General features: G+C 67.8%; 22 protein-coding genes. 7 read left to right on the forward strand and 15 right to left on the reverse strand.

What is annotated here, in order from left to right; translation table 11 throughout:
* Positions 1-17 precede the first annotated feature (17 nt).
* Together ACIRG5_RS18070 and ACIRG5_RS18075 are read right to left on the reverse strand one after the other, a co-directional pair.
* Positions 18-356, reverse strand: coding sequence for a P-II family nitrogen regulator (locus tag ACIRG5_RS18070; RefSeq protein ID WP_030479675.1), 339 nt, complete (start codon positions 354-356; stop codon positions 18-20).
* Positions 353-1,696: an ammonium transporter gene (locus ACIRG5_RS18075; RefSeq protein ID WP_402905882.1), complete on the reverse strand. Its 1,344-nt coding sequence runs from the start codon at positions 1,694-1,696 to the stop codon at positions 353-355. The genes ACIRG5_RS18070 and ACIRG5_RS18075 overlap by 4 nt, the downstream gene beginning before the upstream one ends.
* A gap of 251 nt (positions 1,697-1,947) precedes the next feature.
* Here ACIRG5_RS18075 and ACIRG5_RS18080 point away from each other — a divergent pair, with 251 nt between their 5' ends.
* Entirely contained in the window at positions 1,948-2,655 is a 708-nt protein-coding gene (locus tag ACIRG5_RS18080; RefSeq protein ID WP_402905884.1) for a hypothetical protein, read from the forward strand.
* A 48-nt stretch (positions 2,656-2,703) separates the two neighbouring features.
* Here ACIRG5_RS18080 and ACIRG5_RS18085 read toward each other — a convergent pair whose 3' ends face one another.
* The 7 genes from ACIRG5_RS18085 to ACIRG5_RS18115 all read right to left on the reverse strand — a co-directional run bounded on the left by ACIRG5_RS18085 (position 2,704) and on the right by ACIRG5_RS18115 (position 10,958).
* On the reverse strand, positions 2,704-4,239 hold the full coding sequence (locus ACIRG5_RS18085; RefSeq protein ID WP_402905886.1) for an alpha/beta hydrolase: 1,536 nt from the start codon (positions 4,237-4,239) through the stop codon (positions 2,704-2,706).
* Positions 4,240-4,352: 113 nt separating this feature from the next.
* The gene (gene alc, locus ACIRG5_RS18090) at positions 4,353-5,345 is read right to left on the reverse strand and encodes an allantoicase (protein ID WP_402905888.1); all 993 of its coding nucleotides are present in this window, start codon (positions 5,343-5,345) and stop codon (positions 4,353-4,355) included.
* On the reverse strand, positions 5,342-6,646 hold the full coding sequence (gene allB, locus ACIRG5_RS18095) for an allantoinase AllB (protein ID WP_402905890.1): 1,305 nt from the start codon (positions 6,644-6,646) through the stop codon (positions 5,342-5,344). The genes alc and allB overlap by 4 nt, the downstream gene beginning before the upstream one ends.
* Before the next feature lie 5 nt (positions 6,647-6,651).
* Positions 6,652-7,656, reverse strand: a complete 1,005-nt coding sequence (locus tag ACIRG5_RS18100) for a glycerate kinase (protein WP_402905892.1) — start codon at positions 7,654-7,656, stop codon at positions 6,652-6,654.
* Positions 7,653-9,353, reverse strand: coding sequence for a glyoxylate carboligase (gene gcl / locus ACIRG5_RS18105; RefSeq protein WP_402905894.1), 1,701 nt, complete (start codon positions 9,351-9,353; stop codon positions 7,653-7,655). The genes ACIRG5_RS18100 and gcl overlap by 4 nt, the downstream gene beginning before the upstream one ends.
* Positions 9,354-9,357: 4 nt before the next feature.
* Positions 9,358-10,215, reverse strand: a complete 858-nt coding sequence (locus ACIRG5_RS18110) for an NAD(P)-dependent oxidoreductase (RefSeq protein WP_402905895.1) — start codon at positions 10,213-10,215, stop codon at positions 9,358-9,360.
* Complete coding sequence (locus ACIRG5_RS18115) at positions 10,212-10,958, reverse strand: hydroxypyruvate isomerase family protein (RefSeq protein WP_402905896.1); 747 nt, start codon at positions 10,956-10,958, stop codon at positions 10,212-10,214. The genes ACIRG5_RS18110 and ACIRG5_RS18115 overlap by 4 nt, the downstream gene beginning before the upstream one ends.
* A gap of 101 nt (positions 10,959-11,059) precedes the next feature.
* Here ACIRG5_RS18115 and uraD point away from each other — a divergent pair, with 101 nt between their 5' ends.
* On the forward strand, positions 11,060-11,581 hold the full coding sequence (uraD, locus tag ACIRG5_RS18120; protein ID WP_402905898.1) for a 2-oxo-4-hydroxy-4-carboxy-5-ureidoimidazoline decarboxylase: 522 nt from the start codon (positions 11,060-11,062) through the stop codon (positions 11,579-11,581).
* A gap of 2 nt (positions 11,582-11,583) precedes the next feature.
* On the forward strand, positions 11,584-12,462 hold the full coding sequence (gene pucL / locus ACIRG5_RS18125; RefSeq protein ID WP_402905900.1) for a factor-independent urate hydroxylase: 879 nt from the start codon (positions 11,584-11,586) through the stop codon (positions 12,460-12,462).
* On the opposite strand, the gene ACIRG5_RS18130 is transcribed toward pucL, so the two are convergent.
* The 4 genes from ACIRG5_RS18130 to aceB all read right to left on the reverse strand — a co-directional run bounded on the left by ACIRG5_RS18130 (position 12,389) and on the right by aceB (position 16,896).
* Positions 12,389-13,669 carry an FAD-dependent oxidoreductase gene (locus ACIRG5_RS18130; RefSeq protein WP_402905902.1) on the reverse strand — a complete coding sequence of 427 codons (1,281 nt, stop codon included), beginning with the start codon at positions 13,667-13,669 and terminating at the stop codon, positions 12,389-12,391. The genes pucL and ACIRG5_RS18130 overlap by 74 nt on opposite strands.
* A gap of 30 nt (positions 13,670-13,699) precedes the next feature.
* Entirely contained in the window at positions 13,700-14,167 is a 468-nt protein-coding gene (locus ACIRG5_RS18135) for an Imm1 family immunity protein (protein ID WP_319977582.1), read from the reverse strand.
* Positions 14,168-14,242: 75 nt separating this feature from the next.
* Positions 14,243-15,412, reverse strand: a complete 1,170-nt coding sequence (locus ACIRG5_RS18140; protein WP_402905904.1) for a DUF6986 family protein — start codon at positions 15,410-15,412, stop codon at positions 14,243-14,245.
* Positions 15,412-16,896, reverse strand: a complete 1,485-nt coding sequence (gene aceB / locus ACIRG5_RS18145; protein WP_402905906.1) for a malate synthase A — start codon at positions 16,894-16,896, stop codon at positions 15,412-15,414. The genes ACIRG5_RS18140 and aceB overlap by 1 nt, the downstream gene beginning before the upstream one ends.
* Positions 16,897-16,972: 76 nt before the next feature.
* Here aceB and ACIRG5_RS18150 point away from each other — a divergent pair, with 76 nt between their 5' ends.
* Complete coding sequence (locus ACIRG5_RS18150; protein ID WP_402905908.1) at positions 16,973-17,713, forward strand: IclR family transcriptional regulator; 741 nt, start codon at positions 16,973-16,975, stop codon at positions 17,711-17,713.
* A 62-nt stretch (positions 17,714-17,775) separates the two neighbouring features.
* Here the strand turns inward: ACIRG5_RS18150 and ftsY are convergent, their stop codons facing one another.
* Positions 17,776-19,062: a signal recognition particle-docking protein FtsY gene (gene ftsY, locus ACIRG5_RS18155; protein WP_402905910.1), complete on the reverse strand. Its 1,287-nt coding sequence runs from the start codon at positions 19,060-19,062 to the stop codon at positions 17,776-17,778.
* A gap of 120 nt (positions 19,063-19,182) precedes the next feature.
* Between ftsY and ACIRG5_RS18160 the strand changes: the two genes are divergently transcribed.
* Both ACIRG5_RS18160 and ACIRG5_RS18165 read left to right on the forward strand, forming a co-directional pair.
* Positions 19,183-20,313, forward strand: a complete 1,131-nt coding sequence (locus ACIRG5_RS18160; protein WP_402906209.1) for an anhydro-N-acetylmuramic acid kinase — start codon at positions 19,183-19,185, stop codon at positions 20,311-20,313.
* Positions 20,301-21,875 carry a sodium:solute symporter gene (locus ACIRG5_RS18165; RefSeq protein WP_402905912.1) on the forward strand — a complete coding sequence of 525 codons (1,575 nt, stop codon included), beginning with the start codon at positions 20,301-20,303 and terminating at the stop codon, positions 21,873-21,875. The genes ACIRG5_RS18160 and ACIRG5_RS18165 overlap by 13 nt, the downstream gene beginning before the upstream one ends.
* Here the strand turns inward: ACIRG5_RS18165 and ACIRG5_RS18170 are convergent.
* Positions 21,825-22,748, reverse strand: coding sequence for a GNAT family N-acetyltransferase (locus ACIRG5_RS18170; RefSeq protein ID WP_402905914.1), 924 nt, complete (start codon positions 22,746-22,748; stop codon positions 21,825-21,827). The two genes, ACIRG5_RS18165 and ACIRG5_RS18170, sit on opposite strands and share 51 nt — an antisense overlap.
* A gap of 90 nt (positions 22,749-22,838) precedes the next feature.
* Between ACIRG5_RS18170 and ACIRG5_RS18175 the strand changes: the two genes are divergently transcribed.
* Positions 22,839-23,288, forward strand: coding sequence for a tetratricopeptide repeat protein (locus tag ACIRG5_RS18175; RefSeq protein WP_402905915.1), 450 nt, complete (start codon positions 22,839-22,841; stop codon positions 23,286-23,288).
* The last annotated feature ends 90 nt before the right edge of the window (positions 23,289-23,378 follow it).

The raw sequence follows: 23,378 nt of genomic DNA on the forward strand, positions 1-23,378 counted from the left end.
GGGCCGTCTCCTAGTTGTTAAAGCGCGTCCGATCCACGTTCGCCCGTGCGCACACGAACGACGGTTTCGACCGGAGTCACCCACACCTTGCCGTCACCGATCTTGCCGGTGCGGGCGGCCTCGACCACCGCTTCCAGCACCTTCTCGACGGCCGTGTCGTCGATGACGACCTCGATCTTGATCTTGGGCACGAAGTCCACCGAGTACTCCGCACCGCGGTAGACCTCGGTGTGGCCCTTCTGGCGCCCGTAGCCCTGCACTTCACTGACCGTCATGCCCAGCACCCCGAGCTGTTCCAGGGCGCCCTTCACGTCGTCCAGCGTGAACGGCTTGATGATCGCGGTGACCAGCTTCATTTCTTGTTGCTCCCCTCGAGGACCGCGGTCGCGCCAGCGGCCACGCTCGGCTTGCCGGTACCACGCGCGCTGGTGAGGCTGCCGTACTCGTAAGCCCGCTCAGCGTGCTCGGACTCGTCGATGCTCGCCACCTCGGCCTCTTCCGTCGCGCGGAAGCCGACGGTGAACTTCACCAGGTAACCGAGCGCGAGGCTCAGGACGAAGGAGTAGCCGAGCACCGCGAACGCACCGACCGCCTGACGCCACAGCTGGTCGAAGCCGCCGCCGTAGAACAGACCGTTGACCTTGGCCGGAGCCGCCTCGCTGGCGAACAGGCCGATCAGGATCGTGCCGGACAGACCACCGACGAGGTGCACGCCGACGACGTCGAGCGAGTCGTCGAAGCCGAAGCGGTACTTGAGCGACACGGCCAGGGCGCAGAGGACACCGGTGATCGCACCGACCGCGATGGCACCGATCGGGGTGACCGACGAACAGGCGGGCGTGATCGCGACCAGGCCGGCGATGACACCGGACGCGGCACCCAGCGTGGTGGCCTTGCCGTCACGGATGCGCTCCGTGATCAGCCAGCCGAGCATCGCCGCACAGGTGGCGACGAGCGTGTTGATGAACGTGACACCGGCCAGGCCGTTGGCGCCGAGAGCGGAACCGGCGTTGAACCCGAACCAGCCGAACCACAGCAGACCGGCGCCGAGCACGACCAGCGGCAGGCTGTGCGGCTTCATCGGCTCCTTCGGCCAGCCGACGCGCTTGCCGAGAACGATCGCGAGAGCCAGACCGGCGGCACCGGCGTTGATGTGCACCGCCGTACCACCGGCGAAGTCGATCGCGAGGAGCTTGTTGGCGATCCAGCCACCGGGATCGATGACGTTGCCGGCCTCGTCCTTGCCGTCGAAGTCGAACACCCAGTGCGCGACCGGGAAGTACACGATCGTGGCCCACAGGCCGGCGAACAGCAGCCACGGGCCGAAGCGGGCGCGATCCGCGATCGCACCGGAGATCAGCGCGACCGTGATGATCGCGAACATCGCCTGGAACGCCACGAACACGGTGCTCGGGATCTTGCCCGCCAGCGAGTCGGCGCCCAGCAGCCCGTCAAGGCCGAAGAACTCGAACGGCTTGCCCAGCAGGCCTCCGCCGACGTCCGCGCCGAATGCCGTCGAGTACCCGAACAGCACCCAGAGGACACCGACCACGGCCATCGCGCCCAGGCTCATCATCATCATGTTGAGCACGCTCTTCGAACGGACCATGCCTCCGTAGAAGAAGGCAAGGCCCGGCGTCATCAGCAGCACCAATGCGGCGCTGGTGAGCACCCAGGCGGTGTCCCCTGTATCCACTTCGACCTCCACTGCACGTCGGTTGCAGGGAGCATCGAGATGTCCTGTTTCACCCACCCACGCCCAACGTTTCGCGGAGGTGAACTGTCGATGTGGACGTGTTACGTCCACGTTTCGCGGCGTTCACGGACTCGATTCGGCCACCTCACGGCGTCGGCCCGATAACGAGAAGTAGTCGCGAGCAGTAGTCGGAGGCTCCCCTTCCGGGGTATTCGGCCGCGCCGGAAGCAGTCGCTGGATACCGTCGGCTGATGCGCGTATTCGCGATCATGCTGGTGGTCGTCGCTCTTGCCGCGTTCGGCGCGTTCGCGTGGGCCATGTCGAACTTCCGGCTCTCGCAGGGCTCGTCGGGAGAGCCGGTCATGACCGCGTCGGCGGGTCCCCTGCCCCGAGGCCTGACGGTGGCGGTCGCGAGCACGCACGGATGGGACGTCGTCACGAACGGCGAACAGGTGGTGGGCGAGGTCAGGAACGAGACGGGAACCTGCGCCGATCCCTTCAACGCGCTGAAGATGCCGCTCCCGCACTCCGGCCACACCAGGGTGACCCTCGAGGTCCTGCCCGAGTCCCGGCAGCAGCTCGTGATCACCGCGATCAGGCTCCAGGTGAACGCCGTCTCGCCCCGGTACCGCACAGCGACGTACCTGTACCACTGCGCCGGGCCCGCCGACCCTCCCGCGACCAGGGTGCGAGTCGACACGAGCAGGTCGGCGGCCTACCCGGTCGAGGGTGCGTTTCCGCTGCAGGTTCCTGCGAACGGCTACCGGCAGGACATCGAGGTCGAGGTGCACGGCGAGATGACGGCCGACTGGCAGGTGGAGGTCGACTACCTGCTCGACGGGGTTGCCCGGACCCAGCGCGCGCCGACGCTCCAGCCACTGGTCACCGAACCGCTGCCCGACGCTGACGGGCACACGGTGTGGTGCGACCGGCGGTGGCGTCCGGGCGAACGCTGCTGAAGCGGCTGTGCCCCCGGCGAACACCGGGGGCACAGCTGCTGACCAGCGTTAGCGAACCGAGAACGGGCCCGCCGGGATCCGCGGCTTCGCGGACTGGATCGACGTCTGCGCCGGCGGCTCGACCGCGGCGCACGACGTGCCACTGCGCGGCAGCTTCAGCGAGACCAGGTACTCGTTGTTGATCTTCAGGGTGCACTCGCTGCGGTCGTAGACGCCGTGGCCCCAGCCTTCGTAGGTCACGAAGACGGTGGTGTCACGGGTCTGACGGTGCGCGTTGACCGCCCACTCGTACGCCGTCGCCGGGTCGTGCTTGGCGTTGGTGAGCAGGATCTTCGGCGAGTTCTTGATCTTCAGCGTGCGCTGCGGGTTCGTGGCCTTCGGGAACCCGACACAGCCCATCATGGCGCCGTGGCCGAGCGACGAGCCACGCGTGTTCGGCGCGATCCGGTACTCGGACTTCACCAGCGACTGGTACTCGCCCCACGAGCTGACGCGGAGGTTGTAGTCGTTGCAGAAGATGCCCGGGAACGGGTTGTCGAACGTCTCCTCGGCGGCGAACGCCGAGAAGGCCGCCTTCGGGGCCTGCAGGCCGTCGATGATCTGCTTGATCTGGTCGGCGAAACCCTTCCAGGACGGCCCGTAGGCCATGCTGACCACACCGCCGCCGAGGTCCTCCGGCGTCAGCTTGGCGTTCGGGTCCCACGGCGCGGGCACCTCACCGCGCTCTGCCTTGGCCAGCAGGTCCTTCCAGATCTTGCGGAGGTCCTGGCCGTGGAACGGCGACGACGCGTCCCGGTCGTTCCACTTGATCCACTCGTTGAACGAGTCCTCAGCCGTGCGCGCCTCGGAGTCGAGGAACTGCTTCGTGCCCAGGCTGTGGTCCATGTTGGAGTCGATGATCATGGCGCGGATGTTGCGGCCGAACTTCTCGGCGTAGTGCTGGCCCATGATCGTGCCGTACGAGATGCCGTAGTAGTTGATCTTCTTCTCGCCCAGCGCGCGGCGGATGGAGTCGATGTCCTGCGCCACCTCCGCGGTCGAGGCGAAGTTGAAGATCGCGCCGCTCTGCTTGGCGCAGTCCTCGCGCAGCACCTTGTTGAACGTGACCAGCGCGTCGAACTCGGCCTTGGTCTTCGGGTAGCTCGACGGCGTCTTCTGCAGCAGCTCCGCGGAGCACTTGATCGGCGCACTGCGCGCGACACCACGCGGGTCGAACCCGATGACGTCGAACTTGTCGATGATCTCCTTGCTGAAGTACCGGTCCGCGAACATCGAGAAGTCGACGCCCGAACCACCCGGTCCACCGGGGTTGATCACCATCGCGCCGATGCGCTTGGACGGATCGGCCGCCTTGAGACGCGACACGGCCAGCTTGAACTTCTCACCGTTCGGCTTCGAGTAGTCGATCGGCAACTCGAGGAAGCCGCAGTCGACCGTCGGCTTCTCCTCGCACGGCTTCCAGTCGACCGCGCCGACCTGGTACTCCGGCTGCCCTTCCGGAGCCGCGATCGCGACCTGACTCGCTCCTAGAACCAATGCAGAACTGGCGATCGCGGCACCAAAGGCGCGCACCATCGGTTGCATGGAATTCCTCCCTGGATCCCCGAACTTGCGGGAGGAACGCTTCCACCGATCGTGTGACGTACACAACCAACCTAGGTAGGAAGCGTAATCAAACCGTGGTCGTACAACCACCGTCAGTTAGTCGTTTTGGTCCACATCTCCTGCAGGTGGGCTAGACCGTCACTCGTAGGGGTGCCGAGGATTCGGAGGCGTGCCATTCCGCCGTCCGGATAGATGTCGAGCCGGACCGCGGTCGCCTCGGTCGCGTCCACGACGAACCGGTGCCGCGTGTCGGGCTGCAGCCGGGTGCGCGGGAGCAGGTCGAACCACGTGTCCGGGTCGGCGCGCTCGTCGCAGCCGCGGACGGACGCCCAGCCCGGCGCGTTGCCCTTGAAGTGGCTGGTGTCGAGTTCGACCAGTTGCACGGCACCGGGTGCGGCGAGCCTGAGCGACACCCAGTCGTTGCCGTCGTCACGCCGGCGCGCGGTCTCCCAGCCCTCCCCCATGACCGTGGCCTGACCAGGGGCGATGAGGTTGTTGGGCGAGCTGTAGAACATGTTGCTGCACCCGGTGACGACAGCGCCGTTCTCCAGCGCGGCGAGGTCGATGCCACCCACGAGCAGACGCGGATCGGCGAGCGGTTCGCCGTGCACGCGCAACCGAGCCACACCACCGTCCGGGTCGATGGTCAGCCGTACGTGCGTGACGCGCCGTCCCTCGGTGACGTCGAAGTAGTGCTTCTCGTCGCCCTTGAGCGCGGTGCGTTCGACCAGCGGGAACCACTCGGTGATCTCGTCGGCGCCCGGATAGCCGTCGACCTGGGCACCCTCGACCCAGCAGAACGGCGGGTAGTTGCCCTTGAAGAACGCCGTGTCGACGACGATCCCGCGCACGACACCGGGCATGCCGAGCCTGACCACCGCCTGGTCCACACCCGCCTCACGACGGCGGCGGGTCTCCCAGCCGTCGTAGACCTGGCCTTTGTGACCGAAGGTGTAGGTCTGGTAGACCGGCTCGGCGGGTTTGATCAGGTTCTCCCGCTCGGCGAACAGCTCGTCGTTCGCCCACACCACACCACCTCCGACCGCGCGCGAGGCGAGGTCGGGGAGCCGGGTCCACTCGGTCATGCTTCTCCTCTTCTGAGCAGCTTTCCTTTGGGCGAACTTGCCCTGGTCTGACTGATTTCCTTGCCCCGCAACCACGTCTGGCGCACGACGCCGTGCAGCGTGCGGCCGTGGTACGGCGTGACCGGGTTGCGGTGGTGGAGCTTGTTCTTGTCCACCACGAAGGTCTCGTCCGGCGCGAACACCACGAGGTCCGCGTCCTTGCCGACCTCGATGGCGCCCTTGGTCTCCAACCCGACCTGACGCGCCGGATGCGTCGCCATCCAGCGAACGACGTCCGTGAGCTGGAAGCCGCGCTCCCGTGCGCCCGTCCACACCGCCGGCAGACCGAGCTGCAACGACGCGATGCCACCCCATGCCGTGGCGAAGTCGCCTTCCTTCAGCTCCACCGTGCTCGGCGAGTGGTCGCTGACGACCAGGTCGATCACGCCGTCGCGCAGGCCCTGCCACAACGCCTCGCGGTTCTCCGCCTCGCGGATCGGCGGGCAGCACTTGAACTCCGTCTGCTCGTCGTGGATCTCCTCGGCGGTGAACGTGAGGTAGTGCGGGCAGGTCTCGGCGGTGATCCGCAGGCTCTCGCGTTTCGCGGCCTCCAGGATCGAGAGCGCGTCCGACGACGACAGGTGCAGGATGTGCGTGCGGGCGCCGGTCCTTCGGGTCAGCTCCACGACGTCGCTGATCGCCTTGTTCTCGGCCTCGCGCGGCCGCGACGCCAGGAAGCCCGCGTAGTCCGGCTCCGAGTCACGGACCGTGTGCGCGTCCTCGGCGTGCACGATCGTCAACGCGTCGAGCGTGGCCAACTGCCGGAGAGCCGCTTCCAGCTCGGCGGTCGTTACGGCTGGGAACTCGTCCACGCCCGAGTGCAGCAGGAAGCACTTGAAGCCGAAGATGCCGGCCTCGTGCAACGGCTTCAGGTCGGCGAGGTTGCCGGGGACGATGCCGCCCCAGAACCCGACGTCCACCGACACGGCAGCGGCGGCCTTGCGCTTGATCTCCAGCGCCGCCACCTCGACCGTCGGCGGGATGCTGTTGAGGGGCATGTCGATGATCGTCGTGACGCCACCGGCCGCGGCGGCACGGGTCGCGGTCTCGAAGCCCTCCCAGTCGCTGCGACCTGGGTCGTTGACGTGCACGTGCGTGTCGACCAGGCCTGGCAGCAACACCTCGTCGTCCGCCAGGTGCACGACGTTCGGCGAGTCGATGCGGGGCTCGACGGCGACGACCCTGCCGTCGACGACACCTACGTCGCACGCGATCTCACCCTGCGGGGTCACGACCCTGCGGGCGCGGAAGACCAGGTCCATGGCACTCACTCTGACACCCAGTCGCGGGCGATGCGACCGCCGAGATCGACCAGCAGCGTCTCCGCCTGGGCCATGCAGCGGGTCACGTCCGGTTCGACGTCCAACAGTGCGTAGGCGGCCTTGAGCCCCAGGTCACCGGGTTCGACCGAGCACTGCCCCGCCACCGCGACCACCGGCACGTCGCCTGAGGCCTTGACCACCCCGTACGGCGCCTTGCCGTGCCGGGTCTGCGCGTCCAGCGACCCCTCGCCCGTGATCACCAGCGACGCGTCCGCCACGGCCCGCGCGAACCCGGCCAGTTCCAGCACCACCTCGATGCCGGGCCGGAACCGCGCGCCCAGCACCGCGAGCGCCGCGAACCCGATCCCGCCGGCGGCACCCGCTCCCGGTTTCGACGCGTACTCGGGACCGACGCGCTGGGCGAACGCTTCGAGCCGCGCTTCGAGGATCTCCACCTGCTCGGGTGACGCTCCCTTCTGCGGCCCGTAGACCGCCGCGGCTCCGGTTGGACCGAGCAGCGGGTTGTCCACGTCCGAGGCCAGCACGAGGTCGACGCCGTCGAACGACGCCTTGCCCAGCGCCTCCAGCATCCCGGCGCCGCCGTCCGTGCACGCGCTGCCGCCCAGGCCGAGCACGATCGTGGTGCAGCCGACGTCCAGAGCGGCTTTCAGCAGCTCACCGACGCCGTGGCTGGTGGCGTCGAGGGGCGCGGGCCGCTCCAGCAACGTCAGCCCGGCCGCCGAGGCCACCTCGACCACGGCGGTCGTGCCCTTGACCGCGAAGGACGCGGGTACGGGCCGCCCGGCGGGCCCGGTGACCCAGCGCCCCACCTTCACGAACCCGGCGGCGACGGCGGCGTCGACGGTGCCGTCGCCGCCGTCGGCCACCGGGAGGAGGCGCACGTCCACGTCCGGGACCGCCTCCCGCAGGCCGCGCGCGACGGCGGCAGCGACCTGCGGGGCGGTGAGCGATCCCTTGAACTTGTCCGGCGCGACGATCACTGAACTCACGGCAGCGGCTCGAATTCCCTCATCGCGGCGATCGACGTGCCGTTCGCGGTGTTGCCCTCGCGTTCGATCATGATCTCCACGAGCACCGGCCGTGACGTGCGGTCGGCCTCCTTGCGCGCCCACTCCAGCGAACTGCGGATCTCGCCGGGGTCGACGACCCGGACGCCGGAGCAGCCGTAGGCCTCCATGATCTTCACGTTGTCCGAGCCGCTCGTGTCGTAGTGGATGTCGACCTCGTACTTCATGTCGTAGCCACCGTGGTCCTCGGCCATCCTGATCAGGCCGAGGTACTCGTTGTTCAGCATGATCAGCACGAACGGCACGTCGTACTGGGCGCCGACCGCGAGTTCCTCCACGAGGAACTGGAACGAGTAGTCGCCGACGATCCCGACCACTTCGGCGTCCGGCCTGGCCTTCTTCACGCCGATCGCCGCCGGGATCTCCCAGCCGAGCGGACCGGCCTGGCCGCAGACCTGGTAGTGCCGCGGCTTGTGCGCCTTCTGGTGCTGGCCGGACCAGATCTGGTAGAGCCCGATCGCCGTGACGAAGTAGGTGTCCGGGCCGTAGAACTCGTTGATCTCCTTGAAGACCCGCGGCGCCTTGACCGGCACGGTCTCGAAGTCCTCGCGCCGCAGCAGCGTCCGCTTGAGCTCCTGGCAGCGCTCGACCCACTCGCCGGCCGCCCGCGGTCCCCGTGCCTTCGCCTTTTCGAGGAGCGCCTGCAGGAAGACCCTGGTGTCCGCGACGACCCCGAGGTCGGGACCGAACACCTTGCCGATCTGCGTCGGCTCGACGTCGACGTGGATGAACTTGCGATCACCGCGGTAGGTCGCGAGGTCGCCGGTGTGCCGGTCGCCGAAGCGCGCGCCCAGCGCCAGCACCAGGTCCGACTCCAGGAACGACGCGTTGCCGTAGCGCTGCGAGGTCTGGATGCCGGTCATGCCCGCGTACAGCGGATGGTCCTCGTCGATGGCGCCCTTGCCCATCAGCGTGGCCTGGATCGGGATCTGCAGGAACTCGGCCAGGTCCAGCAGTTCGGCGGACGCCTCGCCGAGGATGACACCGCCACCCGCGAGCAGCAGTGGGCGTTCCGCGGCGAGCAACATCTCCAGCGCGCGCTCGACCCGTGCGTCGGAGGGCACGATTTTGGGCACCGGCAACGGTTCGTCGATGCTCGAATCCCACTCGATCTCCTGCTTCTGCACGTCGATCGGCAGGTCGATCAGAACCGGGCCAGGACGGCCGGAGCGGGCGATCCGGAACGCCTCGCGGAAGATCCACGGCATCTGCGCGGCTTCCTTGACCTGCACCGCCCACTTGGTGACGGGAGCGGCGATCGAGACGATGTCGACGGCCTGGAACGCCTCCTGGTGCAACTTCGACACCGCGGCCTGGCCGGTGATGCAGAGGATCGGCACGGAGTCGGCCTGCGCGGTGTAGAGCCCGGTGATCATGTTCGTGCCGGCGGGACCCGAGGTGCCGATCGCGACGCCGACGTTGCCGGTCGTGCGCGACCAGCCGTCCGCCATGTGGGTTGCGCCCTCCTCGTGCCGCACGATCAGGTGCTCGATCGAACCGTCCTGCTCCATCGCCTTGTACAGCGGCAGGATCGCGGCGCCGGGGCAGCCGAACACGGTGTCGATGCCCTCGGACTTCAGGACCTCGACGACCGCCTGCATGACTGGGATCTTCGGCATTTGTCTACGACCTTCCCGCGAAGTTCTCGATGACCTTGAGCAGCGCGGAGTGGTCGAGCGACCCGTAACCCTGCGCGCGTGCCGCCGCGACCAGTGCGGCGATCTGGTTGGTGACCGGCAGCGCGACGTCGGCGGCGCGTGCCGCGTCCAGTGCGATGCCCATGTCCTTGTGGTGCAGGTCGATCCGGAAGCCGGGCTGGAACTCGCGCGCGATCATCGACTCGCGCTTCAGGTCCAGGATCCGGTTCGCCGCGAGACCGCCCGCGAGCACGTCGAGGCCCGCCTTCGGGTCGACGCCGGACGCCTCCAGCAGCACGATCGACTCCGCGACGAGGGCGTAGATGCCGCCGACCATCAGCTGGTTCGCGGCCTTCACGACCTGGCCCGCGCCGTGCGGTCCGACGTGGACGATCGTCTTGCCGACGACCTCCAGGAACGGCCTGGCGGCGGCGAAGTCGGCCTCGTCGCCGCCGACCATGATGCTCAGACTCGCCTGCACGGCACCGGTCTGGCCGCCGCTGACCGGCGCGTCGAGCACGCGGACGTTGCCGAGCTTCTTCGCGATCCCGATCGACGTGGACGGGCGGATCGTGCTCATGTCGATCAGCAGCGTGCCGTCGTCGAACGTGACCTCGTCGATCACCGCCTCCACCTGCGGGTGGTTCGGCAGCATCGTGATGACGACCTCGGCGCCGCTCACGGCTTCTTGTGCGTCGGAAGCAGCCTTGCCGCCGTCCGCGACGAGCTTCTCCAGCGAGGCCGAGCTGAGGTCGAAGCCCGTCACGTCGTGCCCGGCGGCTACGAGGTGGGCAGCCATCGGGCTGCCCATGATGCCGAGTCCGATGAAACCGATCCTGGTCATGCGTTGTCCCTCCAAGCGAAGGAGTGGGTGACGGGCTTGTACTCGGCGCCGACGAAGCCCGTGTAGCCGTTGGCGCGGAGTTTCTGCAGGTGCCCGAAGAGGTCGAGCTCGCCGGTGCCGGGCTCACCGCGTCCGGGAGCGTCGGCGATCTGCACGTGACCGATGCGGTCGACGTGGTCGGCGAGGAGGTCGAGGTCGTCGCCGTTCGTGGCGAGGTGGTAGAGGTCCGCGAGCAGCTTCACGTTGCCGCGGTCGATCTCGTCGATGAGCTCGAACGCCTGGTGGGCGGTCTTGATCGGGTACTTCGGCGCGCCGCTGAGCGGTTCGATCACGAGCTGGGCACCGATCTCCGCCGCGACGTCGGCGGCGAAGCGGTAGTTGGAGACGGTCTGCGCGGTCGTCTCGAAGTTGCCGTGCAACGCGTTGAGCGTGCGGCAGCCGAGACGGGCCGCGATGGCCGTGGTGATCTCGACGTTCGTGCGGAACTCCGTCTCGCGGCCCGGCCAGCTCGCGAGCCCGCGGTCTCCCGCCGGCATGTCGCCCGCGAAGAAGTTGAGGCCGACGAGGCGCACCTGCGCGTCGACGACGGCGTTCTCGAACGCCTCGATCTCCCGAGTCTCGGGTACGGCGTCCGCGAACGGCCACCAGATCTCGACCGCGTCGAACCCGGCAGCCCGCGCCGCTTGCGGGCGTTCCAGCAGGGGCAGCTCCGTGAAGAGCATGGACAGGTTTGCGTCGAACATCGTTGGCTCGTTCCTTCCCACCCAGGAGGAATTCCACTCTGCGGAAGTTGTATTTCGCTCTATGGAGACACTAGACATCTCGCTCGACCCAGGTCAAGAATGTGGAAGTTAGATTCCGCGATACAGAAACTTGGAGAGCCGTGGACAGCTTCAACAGCGCCCCGGAGGCCGAACTGCGACCTCTGCTCACCGAGTGCCTCGCGGTACCCCGCTGGATCGACGCGATGGTGGCGGGCAGGCCCTACGCGTCGATGGATGCACTCCTCGCGGCTTCTTCGGTTGCCGCACAAGGACTTTCCGACGAGGAGGTGCTCGGCGCCATCGCCGGGCACCCGCGCATCGGCGAACGACAGAAGACAGGTGGGGTGTCGGCGAAGTGGTCGCGGTCCGAACAGTCCGGTGTGGACGCCTCCCAGGCTGATCGCCTGGCGGCCGCCAACGCCGCGTACGAGGATCGGTTCGGGCACATCTACCTGGTGTGCGCGACCGGCCTGAGCGGTGCGGAGATGCTCGGCAACCTGTCCACCCGGATGGACAACCCGCCGGACGTCGAGCTCCGCGTCGTCAACGACGAACTCGCGAAGATCGCCGCCTTGCGGCTGCAGAAGCTGATCGGGAGCTGAACATGGCCATCGTCCTGGGCCCCAACCAGTACGGAAAGGCGGAGAACCGCCTCGTCACGGTGTCGCGCAACGGTTCCGTGCACACCATCAAAGACCTGACCGTCAGCACCTCGCTGCGCGGAGACCTCTCCGACACGCACCTGACCGGTGACAACACCAAGGTGCTCGCGACCGACACGCAGAAGAACACCGTCTACGCCTTCGCCAAGGAGGCCCCGGTCGGTGAGATCGAGGACTTCGCGCTGCGTCTGGGCCGCCACTTCGTGGGCACGCAGGAGGCCATTTCCGGCGCACGGATCCTGATCGACGAGCACGCGTGGGAGCGCATCGACGGCCACGACCACGCGTTCTCGCAGGGTTCGAACGAGAAGCGCACCACTGCCGTGACGATCGAGGGCTCACAGGCGTGGGTCGTGTCAGGCGTACGCGACCTCGTGGTGCTGAAGTCGACGGGTTCGGAGTTCCACGGCTATCCGAAGGATCCGTACACGACGTTGAAGGAGACCGACGACCGCATCCTCGCGACGTCCGTGACGGCTCGCTGGCGTTACGCCGGCACGGACGTCGACTGGGCGAAGTCGTTCACGGAGATCCGGGCCGTGATGCTGAAGACGTTCGCGGACAAGCACTCCCTGTCGTTGCAGCAGACGCTGTACGCGATGGGCGAGGCCGTGCTGAACGCACGTCCTGAGGTCGCCGAGGTACGGCTCTCCATGCCGAACAAGCACCACTTCCTGGTGGACCTGAGCGCGTTCGGCCTGGAGAACGACAACGAGGTCTTCTACGCCGCGGACCGCCCGTACGGGCTCATCGAGGGGTCGATCCTGCGGGACGACGCTCCGGACGCGGGCCAGGCCTGGAGTACCTTGCCAGCCTTCTGAACACCACCGGGTTGAGCAGGGTCGCCGGCGTCGCGACCATGTGCACGACCCGGACGAAGCGGCGGAACAGGTCGGGGTCGTGCACGATCCCGGCCTGCCACTTCTTCAGGTACCAGCCGAGCAGACCGCCGCGCCGGGCCTCCACCCAGTTGCGGTCGGCGTTGCTGGACATCGTCCACGACCCCTTCGAGGCTTTTGCGATCCTCCGCTGGAACGCCCGGCACCCCTTGGCGCTGAAGTCCTCGTGCCGCCGAAACAACAGCGCCTCCATCGCGGCCACCGTGATGCCTTGCCCGTACACGGGGTTGAACGCGCACACGGCGTCTCCGACCGCCACGAGTCCGCCCGGCCAGTTCGCCACGTCCTCGAAAGCGTTGCGGCGACTGGCCGTGCGCGCGAACAGGTAGACGGGAGTGAGCGGTTCGGCGTCGGCGAGCAGCTTCGAGATCGGCACCCGCAACGAGTCCAGGAACTCCTGGTAGCCGTCGAGGTCGCGCGGCGGGTGATCACCGATCGCGCCCTGTGCGGTGACCATGATCCGGTCGCCCTCGACGCGCATCGCCGCGACGCCGCGCGGAAGGTTCGGCGCGGACAGACTTTCCGCGTACACCACGGGAAAGTCCTTCGGCGCGGTGTAGATCCGGGTCGCGTAGCCGGTGCCGGAGTCGACGACCTCGGGTTCCGGCGTGGCGATCCCCGCTTCGGCGAGCCAGGCCGCCAGCTTCGACGACCGGCCGGACGCGTCCACGACCAGGTCCGCGTCGACCCTGCCGTCACGGGTGAGCACGCCGTCGACGTCGCCGTCGCGGAACGACAGCCCGGTGACGTGCACGCCGTCCACGATCTCGGCGGTGACGCGCCGCCTGATGCAGGTCTCCAGCAGCGGACGGCTCAGCGACAGCAGCGGCATGCCCAGGTGCGTCTTGGCGAGCCAGCCGAGCGGGTTGAGGATCTGCATGTCCCCTGCGTCGGCGAGCACCGCCCCCTCCGCGACGAGTTCGTCGCGCAAGCCGGGAAACAGCTCTTCCAGGAGTTCGCCGCCGCGCACCAGCAGTCCGTGCGTGTGTCTCCCCTGCGGCACGCCCGCGCGGTGTTCTGGCTCGTTCGTCAGCTTGTCGCGTTCCAGGACAACGACATCGTGGGACTCGCCGAGCACGCGAGCCGCCAGCAACCCGGCGATTCCCCCGCCTATCACCACGGCCTTCATGAGGCCATTCAACCAGCGATCAGCTGAGAGTCAGCGGTTCTCGGTCGTGCGCAACGACATCTGCTGATCACGCCACGAGTGGAACAGATCGGCCTCGGAGTACCAGCCGACGCCGGTCGGTCGTTCGCCGGAGATCATGAACTCGATCAGCAACTGCCGGAACAGACCGAGCGGAACGCCGACGCCGGGCGGGAAGTCCGTGTACTTCTCGTTGACGTACGGCGCTTCCTCGGATCCCTTGGGCCAGCCCATGAAGCTGTTGTCGACGTAGTACATGTAGCCCCACGCGCCGCGCACGGCGAGCACGACGTTGTGGTCCGGGTCGCCCTCGGAGGTGAGGTCGCGGCCGAAGTGGTCGAGCGATCCGTCGTTGCACTCGGGCCGCCCCAGCAGCCTGATCAACGTGTCCACGTCCGCCTCGCACGCGACGACCTGGTACTTGTGCTCGGCGGCGTCGAGGTCGGGTAGCCCGGTCCACAGGCCCGCTCGCATGCTCATGCGAGCCACCCTGCACCCATTGCCCGCACTATTCGACACCCATTGACAGAACCACACGAACGGGTGATGACCCGATCAGCTCGAACGGGTGGCGAGCCCCCGCAGTGCTGACTCGTCCAGACCTGTCGCGACCTGCACTTCCACCGGATCGAGCGCACCGCAGTCCACCGCCCGGAGGAAGAACGACGACAGCGCCTGGGCGGTCGCCGGCTCGTCCAGAACGCCTCCTGAGACGTTCTCCACGTACGCCTTCAGCCGCGCCGCGTCCGCCTCCAGACCTTCGCGGTAGAAGCCGTAAACAGCCGCATATCGTGTCACCAGTTGTGCCGGGTGCAGATCCCAACCCTGGTAGAAACCGTGTTCCAGCGACCGTCGCGTCAGCCGGTAGTGCGTGTCCCAGCCGTGCTTCTTCTGATCACCGACGGGAAGCACGTTGGTGGAGCCGTCCGACAGCCGGACCCCCGTGCCAGCAGCGGAAACCTGCATCACGTGCCGGGCGAAGTCGCACGCGCCGTGGGCCAGGTGCTGCTGCGCCGCGGACAGCCCGCAGCCCGCCGTGTAGTCGTAGGTGCCGAAGTGCAGACCTGTCACCCGGCCGCGGCCCGCCTCGATGAACCGGGGGATGGCCAGGCGACCGCTTCTGTCCACAACGGACTGCGTCGTCTCGACCTGGATCTCGAACCTCAGGTCCTTGCCGAAGAGGTCGAGCACCTCCCCGAACACCTCGACCTGGTCGACTGATGTCACCTTGGGGAAAGTGATGACGAAACCTGGCGGAATCTCTCCTAGTGCTGTCAGGAAGATGTCCAGCGTGCGCAGTCCGCGCTCGCGCAACTCCGCCGTGTCGAACGACTTGATCCGCAGCCCGAACGACGGCGGCGCGGTGCCGTCGGCGAGCCAGCGCGACACGAGGTTCGCCGTGCTCTCGGCGTCCATGTCCTCGACGTCGTCCTCGGGCGCGCCGTAGCCGTCCTCGAAATCGATCCGCAGGTCCTCGATCGGCTCTCTGCGGAGCTTGGCCTCGACGCGCTTGAGCACGCCCTCGGGCAGTTCCGGGAGAAGTTCCGGTTCGATCGACTCCAGCGCCTCGCGGCCCCAGTCGGCGATCGTGGACCCGATGATGCGTCCGGCGGGCACGTAGCACGTGTGCACGGGCTGACGACCCACCGGCCAGGCGCGTTCCACAGTGGACAGCCGCGCGGTCACCCGCGCGACGTCCTCCGGGGACAGCGATGTCTCGTACATCAGATGCGCTCGTACGCCGGCAGCGTCAGGAAGTCCACGAAGTCCTCGGACAACGCGACCTGCTCGAACAGCTCGACGGCCGCCGCGACGTGCGGCCCCTCCAGCCCGTTGCCCACTCGCGCCAGCACTTCCCGCACGGCGTCCGCGGTGACCTGCGTGCCGTCGTCGAGCACGACCTTGTTGTTGATCCACTGCCAGATCTGGGACCTGCTGATCTCCGCGGTGGCCGCGTCCTCCATCAGGTTGTGGATCGCCGCCGCGCCATTGCCGCCCAGCCAGGACGCGATGTAGCGCACGCCGACATCGACAGCGGCCTCCAGCCCGGCCCGCGTCGCCGCGCCACCCGCCGACTTGAAGTCGAGCAGCTGCTCGGCCGTGACGCTGACCTCCGGACGCTGCTTGTCGATCTGGTTCGGCCGGTCACCCAGCACTCCGTCGAAGATCTCCCGGCAAATCGGCACGAGGTCAGGATGCGCAACCCACGACCCGTCGAAACCATCGTTCGCCTCGCGCGTCTTGTCCTCGCGAACCTTGCGCAACGCGTTCTCGGTGACCTCGGGGTCACGGCGGTTCGGGATGAACGCGGCCATGCCCCCCATGGCGAACGCCCCGCGCTTGTGGCACGTCTTCACCAGAAGCTCGGTGTACGCGCGCATGAACGGCGCTGTCATCGTCACGCTGTTGCGGTCCGGCAGCACGTAGTCCGCACCCGCGTCACGGAAGTACTTGATGACGCTGAAGAGGTAGTCCCACCGACCGGCGTTGAGTCCCGACGCGTGGTCGCGCAGTTCGTAGAGGATCTCGTCCATCTGGAACGCGGCCGGAATCGTCTCGATGAGCACCGTGGCCCTGATGGTGCCGTGCGGCACGTCGAGCAACTGCTGCGCCGTCGTGAAGACGTCGTTCCACAGCCGTGCTTCGAGGTGCGACTCCATCTTCGGCAGGTAGTAGTACGGCTTGCCGAGTTCGGCGTTGTGGAAGAAGTGCAGTCCGAAGTCGACCAGCGCGCCCACGGCGTTCTTGCCGCCGAACTGGAGGTTGCGCTCGTCGAGGTGCCACCCGCGCGGCCGCACGACGATCGCCGGGTACGGCCCGCCCTTGAGCTTGTACTCCTTGCCCTCCGGCGAGGTGAACTCGATCGTCTCGCGCGCCGCCTCGTACAGGTTCACCTGCCCCTGCACGACGTTGTCCCAGTGCGGCGTGTTCGCGTCCTCAAGATCCGCGAGCCACACCTTCGCCCCGGAGTTCAGCGCGTTGATCGTCATCTTGCGCTCGGTGGGCCCGGTGATCTCGACGCGCCGATCGCGGAGTGCCTCCGGCGCTTCGGCCACCCGCCACTCACCGTCGCGCACGTGCTGCGTCTCGGGCAGAAAGCCGAGGGGCCGGCGCTCCTTGCGAAGGGCGAGCAACTCGTCCCTGCGGGCGGCGTGCGCCTCATGCAGCTTCGCGACGAACTCAAGAGCCTCTTCGGTCAGGACCTGCACCTGGATCCACCTCTCTCGGTTTTGCTGTGTGGACTATAGTTTTTGCATTGCGGAACTGCAATGAGAGGAGCCGCACGTGTCCACTGGTGGCGTGCAGTCCTTGCAAAGAGCCTTCGACCTGCTGGAACGCCTGGCAGACGCAGGCGGCGAAGCCTCGCTTTCCGAGCTCGCGGCATCGTCGGGCCTACCGCTGCCCACGATCCACCGCCTGATCCGCACCCTTGTCACGCTGGGCTATGTGCGCCAGAACAGCAACCGGCGCTACACCCTCGGCTCCCGCCTGATCCGCCTGGGCGAGACCGCCTCACGCCAGTACGGCACCTGGGCACGCCCGCTGCTGTCGCAACTGGTCGACTCGGTGGAGGAAACGGCGAACCTGGCCGTCCTGGACGGCGACGAGGTCGTCTACGTGGCGCAGGTGCCGTCGAAGCACTCGATGCGCATGTTCACGGAGGTGGGCCGCCGCCTGCTGCCGCACGGCACAGGCGTGGGCAAGGCGATGCTCTCGCAGCTCCCGCGTGCAGACGTGCGCGCACTGCTGGAACGCACGGGCCTGCCCGCGTACACGTCGAACACGATCACGGACGCGAGTGAGCTCCTGGACTCGCTGGACGAGATCGCGGAGCGCGGGTTCGCGCTGGACGAGTCGGAGCAGGAGCTGGGCGTGCGGTGCATCGCGGTGCCCGTGGTGGGCGGGCCGACGCTGGCCGCGGTGTCGGTGTCGGGGCCGGAAGGACGGCTCACGAAGGACGCGGTGTCACGCATTCTGCCGGAGGTGCTGGCGGTGGCGAAGCGACTCGCTGACCGAACAAGCTGACGCAGGGGTCCCCCCGAACCGGGAACCCCTACATCACAACGTACTCAGAGGGTCCGACAAGATCAGCCGAGCAGGGCGTCCACGAAGGCGCCCGGCTCGAACGGCGCCAGGTGGTCAGCCCCTTCACCCAGGCCGACGAGCTTCACCGGCACCCCGAGCTCCCGCTGAACCTGGAAAACGATGCCGCCCTTGGCCGTGCCGTCCAGCTTGGTGAGCACGATCCCGGTGATGTCGACCTGCTCCGCGAACACCCGAGCCTGCGTCAGCCCGTTCTGCCCGGTGGTCGCATCCAGCACCAGCAGAACCTCGTCCACCACGGCCTGCTTCTCGACAACGCGCTTGACCTTGCCGAGCTCGTCCATCAGGCCCTTCTTGGTGTGCAACCGCCCAGCGGTGTCGATCAACACCGTGTCGACCCCGGTGTCCACACCGCGCTTGACCGACTCGAAGGCCACAGAGGCAGGGTCCCCACCCTCAGGCCCGCGCACGGTCTCCGCGCCGACCCGCTTGCCCCAGGTCTCCAACTGGTCGGCAGCGGCAGCGCGGAACGTGTCCGCGGCACCCAGCAGAACAGTGCGACCGTCCGCCACGAGAACGCGCGCCAGCTTGCCGGTGGTCGTGGTCTTGCCAACACCGTTGACCCCGACCACGAGCAGCACAGCGGGCTTGCCGGCGTGCGGCAGCGCCTTCAGGGAGCGGTCCATCTTCGGCCCGAGCGCGTCGATCAGCACCCCGCGCAGCAGAGTCTGCGCCTCGGCCTCGGTCCGCACCCCGGCACCGGCGAGCTTCGAGCGGAGCGTCCCGACGATCTCGGTGGTCAGCGCCGCGCCCAGGTCCGCGATCAGCAGCGTGTCCTCGACGTCCTGCCACGAGTCCTCGTCCAGGTCGCCGGCACCCAGCAGTCCCAGCAGCGAGGTGCCGAAGGCGTTGCGCGACTTCGAGAGCTTGCCGCGCAGCCGTTCCAGGCGGCCGGAGGTGGGCTCGATCTCCTCGACCTCGGACGCCTCGACGGGCAGGTCGACCTCGACGAAGCCGCGCTTCACCGAGTCGCGCGGCACGGAGGCGTCGTCGCCCACGCCCGGCTGGCCGTCCACCTCGGTGCGGTCGGCGACCGGGTGCTCCACCGGAGCGACCTCGGCGACGGCGACGGCCTCGACGACGGTGGCTTCGGGGGCCGCCGGGGTCAGTGAGATCCCGGACGACGCCTGGTATCCGCCAGGCCTCGGCGTCTCCTCCTTCTGGGTCAGGCTGATGCGACGGCGACGCGTCAGCACCACACCGGTCACCAGCGCGGCGATCAGCACGACCGCCACGACGACGAGGATCAGGACAAGGGAGGACGTGGACACGGGCCCATGGTTTCACAGACGCTCATGTGACCTGTCAACCATGTATTGCTCAATTAGGCGAAGATTTCACCAAGGCTCTTGCGTCCCGCCACGCTGTGGAATAGACCACACGTCGTGAGGGTGATCGGACTGATTTCCGGCACGTCGATGGACGGCATCGACGTGGCCGTCGCCGACCTGTCGATCAACGGCGACGTGGTCGAACTCGTGCCGGTGCAGTGCGCCGAGCACCCCTTCCCGAAGGACCTGCTGGAGAAACCGCGGGACCTCGCCGAAGTGTGCGCCTTCGACACGTCGCTCGGGCAGGCTTTCGGCGAAGTCGCCGCCGGGTACCTGCCGGCGGACCTGATCTCCTCGCTCGGGCAGACCGTGCACCACGAGGTCCAGGACGGCGACTGCCTCGGCACCCTGCAGCTCGGCCAGCCCGCCTGGATCGCCGAACGGACCGGCGTCCCGGTCGTCGCCGACCTCAGGGTCCGCGACGTCGCCGCGGGAGGCCAGGGGGCGCCACTGGCCAGCACCCTCGACGCGCTGTGGCTCGCTGGACTGGCCGAGGACGCGCCCGCGATCGCGCTGAACATCGGCGGCATCGCCAACATCACCGTCGTCAGACCCGGCAGTCAGCCGATCGCCTACGACACGGGCCCCGGCAACGCGTTGATGGACGCCGTCATGGAGGTCCTGTCCAACGGCGAACGACGCCAGGACACGAACGGTGAGTTCGCCAGCCGGGGCGCGGTTCGCGAGGACGTCCTCAAGAAGCTCCTCGCCGACCCGTACTACGCGAAGCCGTGGCCCAAGTCGACGGGCAAGGAGCACTTCAACGCCGAGTACCTCCAAGGCTTCCCCACGGTTCAGGCCGAGGACATGCTCCGCACGCTCGCCGAGCTCACCGCCCGCACCATCGCGGACGCCTGCCGCGCGCACGACGCGAGCGTGGTCGTCGCGTCCGGCGGCGGAATGCGCAACCCGGTGCTCGTCGAGGCGCTCGCCAAGGCGCTCGACCCGGTCCCGTTGAAGATCAGCGACTCGCTGGGCCTGCCGCGCGACGGCAAGGAGGCCTACCTCGCCGCGCTGCTCGGATTCCTGACGTGGCACGGGATCGCGGGCAACACACCGTCCGCGACCGGCGCGTCCGGACCGCGGCTGCTCGGCAGCATCACGCCCGGCAACGGGCCGCTCAGGATGCCGGAGCCCGTCACCACCGCCGTGACCAAGCTGAATGTGGGGGACCCGAAGTGCGCGGACTAGACCTCGCGATCATCGCCCTGTTCCTCGTCGGGATGCCGTTGCTCGGCATGTGGATCGGCGGCAGGCAGAAGTCGTCCACCGACTACTTCGTCAGCGAGAAGCGCATCTCGTGGTGGGTCGTCTGCTTGTCGGTCGTGTCCGCGGAGACCTCGACGCTCACGGTGCTGAGCGTGCCGGTGATCGCGTACATGGCGACGCCCGCGCAGGGCGGCATGACGTACCTGACGCTCGCGCTCGGCTACATCGTCGGCCGGATCATCGTCAGCTTCGTGCTGCTGCCGCGCTACATCGCCGGTGACCTCGTCACGGCGTATGCCTTCCTGGGCAAGCGATACGGCAACGGCATGCGCGCCACGGCGTCCGTGACGTTCCTCTTCACCCGCCTGCTGGCGGACGGCATCCGGCTCTTCGCCACGGCGATCCCGATCAAGCTCGTGCTCGCGCAGTACGGCATCGACGCGGGTTACTGGGCGATCATCCTGGTGCTCGGCGTCGCGATGGTGTTCTACAGCTTCTTCGGCGGCGTGCGCGCGGTCGTGTGGGTCGATGCCATCCAGATGCTCTGGTACGTGCTCGGTGGCGCCGTCGTGATCTGGTGGCTGTCCGGTCAGCTGTCGGACGGCTGGTTCTCGAAGGCCGTGGACGTCAACAAGTTCCAGATCTTCGACTTCACCTCGTCACCGCTCACGGGCGCGTACCCGTTCATCGCGGCGTTCTTCGGCGGCGCGCTGCTGTCGATGGCCTCGCACGGCGCGGACCAGTTGATCGTGCAGCGCCTCATGTCCACGAAGGACGTGAAGTCCGCGCAGAAGGCGTTGATCGCCTCCGGTTTCGTGGTGTTCCTGCAGTTCGCGTTCTTCTTGTTCATCGGCGTGATGCTGTGGGCGTTCTACAACGGCGTGGATCCGGTGCAGGACCTGAAGCTCGGCAACAAGGACGAGCTCTTCGGCTACTTCATCGTCAACTCGCTGCCGTCGGGCCTGTCCGGCTTCGTGATCGCCGGCATCCTCGCGGCCGCGCTGTCGTCGTCGCTGGGCGCCTTGGCCTCCAGCACGGTCACAGACGTCTACGAACGCATCCGCAAGACCCCGATGACCGACGACGAGCGCCTGCGCCACGGACGGATCTGGACCCTCGTGTGGGCGGGTCTGCTGATCGTCTGCGCGGGCCTGTTCGCCTCCTCGAACAAGACCACGGCGGATCCGATCGTGGTGCAGGCGCTCGGCATCGCCGGCTACACCTACGGCGCGCTGCTCGGGGCCTTCCTCCTCGGCCTCATCTTCAAGCGCGTCACGCAGGTGGACGCGATCATCGCGTTCGTGTCGACGGTGGTGGTCGTCGGTTTCGTGATTCTCGGTGTCAAGTTCGCCGGCAGCACGCCGACGATCAACTTCGGCAAGGCGACTGCCGACCTGAAGTCCTTGACCGGCTGGTGGAACACGCCCCTGGGGGTGGCGGTCACACTGCTCGTGGGTGGGTTGTTGTCACTGCGTCATTCTTCTCGGGGCAAATCACGCCGGGTGGCGGTACGCGACGAGCTCGATGTGAAGGCGGAATCCTAGTCGGGCGAACATGTTCTGCGACGACTCGTTGCCCGCGTGGATCGACGCGGCGGCCTGCGGCCTGGCACCGTGGTCCGCCGCGAGTTTCCACAGCAGTTCGGTGATGAGGGCAGCGCCCACGCCCTGACCGCGAACATCGGGTTCGACGGCCACGAAATCGACGTAGTACTCCTCGGGCTGGGCCTTGCCCGCGGCGTACCCGAGCACGCGCCGGCCGTCCATGGCGACGACGATCGTGCGCTTCTGCGGATCGGATTCGACGAGTTGCTTCCCGGACAGGTAGGTCCGCGGGAAACATCGTTCGTGCAGGACCGCGACGGCCTCGTGCACGAACCGATCGGTCGGGAGGACGCGCATCTCACGTTCGCTGGGACATTTGGCGTCCCTGAGCAGCAACGTGCGCAGGTCCCCGTTGTCGAGTACGTGGATGGCACTCGCCTTGCCCGCGCTGAAGGCGTGCCGTTCGGCGAACGCCGCCAATCGCCGGTGGGCTGTGTGCCCGTAGAGCTCGAGATCGGAGATGCCGGTGAGGAGCTCGGTGGCGCGGCGGAACATCGCGTCGGCGGTCTGGTCCCAGATGCGGCTGCCCGCGGGGTGGTTGACCGGTACGTCGACGAACGGTCCGTGCAGCCACGCACGGCCGAGGTCGGCGTCGATCTCCACGCTGAGCATTCCGGTGATGTTGTCGTCGGCATCGACGGCCACCACCGTGCAGTCCGCCCAGCTGGGCTCGAACTCGCCGAGCTCCGCGCGGAGCTCTTCGACTGTCTCACCGAGGTACCCGATGTGATGCGCGTTGTCGGCCTGGAGCCGGACCAGCAGCGCCATCGTGGCGCCGAGGTCGCCAGGTTCGGCGAAACGGATGTCGTACATAGAAGGAATGGTTGCTCGCACGGCCGTTCGAAGCGAGGGAGTTTTCCGCGGTCTCAGGTCACGATCGTGCGGCTCTGTAAAATGGCGTGGATGTCCCCCGTCCGAGACCTCGAAGAGCTGGCAGCCGGGAACGCGTCGGCGCAGGCCAAGGCCCATGCCGGCGACTTCAGGGGAGCGGCCGCCGAGTTCCGGTCGCTCGTGAAGGACCACGTGGCGGCGATGGGCGCGGACGACCCCCGGACCCTCGGCGTTCGCCTGAACCTCGCGCGGGTGCTCGGCACCGCGAAGCAGTTCCGCAAGGCCATCGAGGTCTGTGAGCCGCTGCTGCGCGACCAGGCCCGCGTCCTCGGTCCCGAGCACGACGACGTCCTGGAGACCACCCAGCTGCTGGCGAACCTGCGCTACCAGGCCGGTGACGCCGAGGGCGCGGTGGAGGATCTGGAGCGGTTGCTGGCGGCCCTGTCCCGCGTGCTCATGCCCACGCACGACCGGATCACCAAGGTGAAGCGCGACATCGCGTACTTGAAGCGACCTACATGACGCAGGAGACAACACTCACACCGGTGCCCTCCCCGGCGCTGGTATGCCGTAGCACGAACACCGACGTCACGGGCACAACACCCAGATTCG

Origin of the sequence: Lentzea sp. NPDC102401 (assembly GCF_044765805.1) — a bacterium.
Taxonomy (GTDB): Bacteria; Actinomycetota; Actinomycetes; order Mycobacteriales; family Pseudonocardiaceae; genus Lentzea; species Lentzea sokolovensis.

Coding starts and splice junctions, on each gene's coding strand:
- ACIRG5_RS18135 (WP_319977582.1), bottom strand. CDS start 14,167: ATGAGCATGCGAGCGGGCCTGTGGACCGGGCTACCCGACCTCGACGCC.
- alc (WP_402905888.1), bottom strand. CDS start 5,345: ATGACCGAGTGGACCCGGCTCCCCGACCTCGCCTCGCGCGCGGTCGGA.
- ACIRG5_RS18130 (WP_402905902.1), bottom strand. CDS start 13,669: ATGAAGGCCGTGGTGATAGGCGGGGGAATCGCCGGGTTGCTGGCGGCT.
- ACIRG5_RS18080 (WP_402905884.1), top strand. CDS start 1,948: ATGCGCGTATTCGCGATCATGCTGGTGGTCGTCGCTCTTGCCGCGTTC.
- allB (WP_402905890.1), bottom strand. CDS start 6,646: ATGGACCTGGTCTTCCGCGCCCGCAGGGTCGTGACCCCGCAGGGTGAG.
- ACIRG5_RS18170 (WP_402905914.1), bottom strand. CDS start 22,748: ATGTACGACATCCGTTTCGCCGAACCTGGCGACCTCGGCGCCACGATG.
- ACIRG5_RS18085 (WP_402905886.1), bottom strand. CDS start 4,239: ATGCAACCGATGGTGCGCGCCTTTGGTGCCGCGATCGCCAGTTCTGCA.
- ACIRG5_RS18115 (WP_402905896.1), bottom strand. CDS start 10,958: ATGTTCGACGCAAACCTGTCCATGCTCTTCACGGAGCTGCCCCTGCTG.
- ACIRG5_RS18110 (WP_402905895.1), bottom strand. CDS start 10,215: ATGACCAGGATCGGTTTCATCGGACTCGGCATCATGGGCAGCCCGATG.
- gcl (WP_402905894.1), bottom strand. CDS start 9,353: ATGCCGAAGATCCCAGTCATGCAGGCGGTCGTCGAGGTCCTGAAGTCC.
- ACIRG5_RS18175 (WP_402905915.1), top strand. CDS start 22,839: ATGTCCCCCGTCCGAGACCTCGAAGAGCTGGCAGCCGGGAACGCGTCG.
- pucL (WP_402905900.1), top strand. CDS start 11,584: ATGGCCATCGTCCTGGGCCCCAACCAGTACGGAAAGGCGGAGAACCGC.
- ACIRG5_RS18070 (WP_030479675.1), bottom strand. CDS start 356: ATGAAGCTGGTCACCGCGATCATCAAGCCGTTCACGCTGGACGACGTG.
- ACIRG5_RS18140 (WP_402905904.1), bottom strand. CDS start 15,412: ATGTACGAGACATCGCTGTCCCCGGAGGACGTCGCGCGGGTGACCGCG.